The 3,531-nt window shown below is 77.5% G+C and carries 1 protein-coding gene; it reads right to left on the bottom strand.

Going from position 1 to position 3,531, the window contains the following annotated elements; translation table 11 throughout:
- The coding region (locus AOK16_RS28670; protein WP_240483687.1) for a PAS domain-containing protein at positions 1-3,289 on the bottom strand (3,289 nt) is incomplete at its 3' end.
- Between the last annotated feature and the right edge of the window lie 242 nt (positions 3,290-3,531).

The following is a 3,531-nucleotide window of genomic DNA, read 5'->3' as shown; positions in this document are numbered from 1 at the left end:
GGCCCGCGCCGTTGACGCCTGCCGACGGGTGCCCCGCCGGGCGGCGTTGGGAGGGAAGGGCTGCGTTCGGCTGCACGGGCGCCAGGCCCTGCGGCTGCGCCTGGCCGTTGGCGCCGTGGCCGCCCCGGCCTTCGGGTACGGCGACGTCGGTGGAGGCCGTGCCGGGCAGGGCGGGCAGGGCCCCGGGCGTGGCCTGGGCGGCGTCGGCGCGGCCTTCGGCGTCGTGGGCGTCCGCGGGGCGCGCGCCGTGGCGGGCGCGGCGGCCGGTCGGTTCGGTGGGTGCGTAGTGCGGCTCCGGGCCGCTCCCCTGGTGCGGTACGGAGATGCCCGAACCGTTGGCCCCGGCGACGTACACGCCGTTCGCGCTCGCCGCGTGCGCTCCCTTCGGGGAGCTGAACTCGCCCTGCTCCTCGCCGTTCTCCGGCCGCTCCGAGGCCGTGGCCAGCGTGCCGTGCGCCTGCGGCTCGGCCTGCTGGTGCTGCTCGATGGCGCCGTGCCGGGCGCGGCGGCCAGTCGGGCGGCCGCCGGTCGCGGGCTGACCGCCTGCCTGCGGGCCTTCGGCCGTGCCGGGCTGCGGGATGCCGCCGGGCGGTACGGGCTGGTTCTCCGCGGGACTTGGGCGTCCGCGCCGCCGCCCGGTGGGCCGCGGCGCCGGGGTGCTTTCAGGGTCGTGCGGGCCCTGGGGGGCGCCGCTCTCGGAGGCATACGGGTCGGCCTCGGCGGGCGCGCCGTGCCGGGCTTCGGCGGGGTGCGACTGCGCGGCGGGGAGCGCGGGCAGCGCGCGCAGGCCGTGCGGGTGCGCGTCGGGCGCCGGGCCCGAAGGGGCCGGTACGTTCGGGGAATTGGCTCCGCCGCCACTGCCGCCGGAGCCACCCGGACCGACCTGGCCACCCGGACCGGCCAAGCCGGCGGGACCGGTCGGCCCGTTTGCCCCGGCGGCGGCGTTCGGCCCGCCGGGCATCCCGCCGTCGGTCGCGGCGTACGCGTCCGCTGCTCCGGTGGGGGCTCCGTCCGCCGCGTCATGCGGTGCTCGATTCGCGCCGCCGGTCGCACTCGCCTCCTGGCCGGGTACGGCCTGGCCGCTGGAGCGCACGTCCACGGCCCCGGTCGACCCGTCCGCCGCAGCGCGCCGGGCCCGCCGCCGCCCGCCCGGCGCCTGCGCGGGCGCGGCGCCCTCGTAGCCACCGGCGGTTCCGCCTTCGGTGTCGGGATGCCCCGAGCCCGGGTGCGCGTCGCCGGGGTGCCCCGCGGCGCCGTGAACGCCCGCACCGTCCCCCGCCGTTCGCCCGCCGGGGAAGCCCGGGCCCGCGGCGCCGTGAACGCCCGCGTGCCCACCGGCAGTCCGTCCGTCGGCGCCGGTCATGTCCGCGTCCGTCTGGCCGTCCGCCCTCGCATGGGCCCCGGCGCCACCGCCTGCGAAGCCCCCGCCCGCGGTGCCGTGAACACCCACGTGGCCGCCGCCGGCGCGACTGTGTGCACCCGTGCCGCCAGTGCGGCCACCCGCCCCCGCCCGGTCCGTCGGTCCGCCCTCGGCGGCACTCGGGTTCGGGCCCGCGGGGCCGTGAACGCCCGTGTGGCCACCGGCCGTCCGGTCCTGGGCATCGGTCGTGGCCGCGGCTGCCCGGGCGCCGCCCGTGCCGGCCCCGTCGCGCGGCGGGCCCGCGGGGCCGTGAAGGCCCGTGTGGCCACCGGGCGTCCGCCCGCCGGCGTCGGCCATGGGCCCGTTCCCCGAAGGCGTCCCCCTCCGGCGGGCCTTCGGGACCGGCATCACCGTGGTGGCGTTGTCGCGGTCGGCGTCCGTGGCGGGCTTGGTGGGGCGGGAGGAGGACGGGGAGGACTTGGCGGTGAGGGGGACCTCCAGGACGTACGCGCTGGCGCCGCCCCCGGGGACCTCGTGGGTCTGGAGGACGCCGCCGTGGCGCTGGACGATGCCGCGGACGACCGGTTCGTGGACCGGGTCGCCGCCCGAGTACGGGCCGCGGACCTCGATGCGGGCCGTCTTCCCGCGCTGCGCGGCTGCGACGACGATCGTCGAGTCGCCGGAGCCCCCGCCCGCCGGGGCGTTGCCGGTCGCGTCGACCCCGGCCACGTCCGCGATGAGGTGGGCGAGCGCCGTGGCCAGCCGCTCCGGGTCGACCTCGGCCTCGATCGGCGGCGCGTGCACCGCGAACTGCGCGCGGCCGGGCCCGATCAGCTCGACCGCGCCCTCGACCCCCGCCGCCACGACCGCGTCCAGCTCCACCTTCGCCAGGGCCAGTTTCTCCCGGCCCGCGTCGAGCCGCTGGTAGCCGAGGACGTTGTCGATGAGCGTGGTCATCCGCGTGTACCCGGCGGTGAGGTAGTGCAGGACCTGGTTGGCCTCGGGCCACAGCTGCCCGGCGTCGTCCGAGGCGAGCGTGGCCAGCTCGGTGCGCAGCTGCTCCAGCGGGCCGCGCAGCGACTCGTCCAGCACGGCCAGCAGCTGGGCGTGGCGGGCGGCCAGCGCGTCGTGCTTCCGCCGGTCGGTGAAGGTCATCACCGCGCCGACGAGCTGGTCCCCGTCCCGTACGGGCGCGGTCGTCAGGTCGACGGGTACCGCCCGGCCGTCCTTGGCCCACAGCACCTGGCCGCGCACCCGGTGCTTGCGGCCGGAGCGCATGGTGTCGGCGAGCGGCGACTCCGCGTACGGCAGCGGGCTGCCGTCGGGGCGCGAGTGGTGGACGAGCGGGTGCAGCTCCTGGCCGCCGAGGTCGCTCGCGCGGTAGCCGAGGATCTGGGCCGCGGAGGGGTTGACGAGGACGACCTTGCCGTCGGTGTCCACGCCGACGACGCCCTCGGCCGCGGCCCGCAGGATCATCTCGGTCTGGCGCTGCTGCCGGGCCAGCTCGGCCTCGGTGTCCACGGTGCCGGACAGGTCGCGTACGACGAGCATCAGCAGCTCGTCGCCGGTGTAGTGCTGCGAGGAGGGGTCCGCGTACGGGGTGCGGGCGTCCTCCAGGTTGGCGCTGGTGACCTCGACCGGGAACTCCGAGCCGTCGGTGCGCCGGGCGATCATGCGGGTGGGTTTGGTGCGGCCCTGGTCGTCGTCGGGCAGCCGCATGGAGCCGGGGATGCGCCGGGAGTCGAAGGACGGCAGGAGGTCGAGCAGGCCGCGGCCGACGAGGGCGTCGCCCTGGGTCTCGAAGGTCTCGAGCGCGATGGTGTTGGCGTTGACGACCGTGCCGTTGCAGTTCACCAGCAGGAGGGCGTCGGGGAGGGCGTCCAGTATGGCGGCGAGGCGAGCAGCGCCTCGGGATGGCCTGCTGCTCACGACGACCATTCCTCCCTGATCACTGCGTTTTGCCGACAGCCCCGGCCACTTTGTCGTGCGTCCCGGGGCGTGTCACTGGAGGGAGTCTACGGGCAGCGGTTGCGGACGGGGCGGTGGATGAGGGGAGGGCGCGCGACGAGTCTGTGCGACTTGCCTCACGCCCGACATGGGATGCCGAGGTGTGAGATGGGCGGGCAAAGCGGTCGGGACCGGCCGGATCGTCCGGATCCGCCTGGTGGGAG

This window comes from Streptomyces pathocidini, from assembly GCF_001418495.1.
Lineage (GTDB): Bacteria > Actinomycetota > Actinomycetes > Streptomycetales > Streptomycetaceae > Streptomyces > Streptomyces pathocidini.
This window is presented reverse-complemented; position numbering and strand designations above follow the sequence as displayed.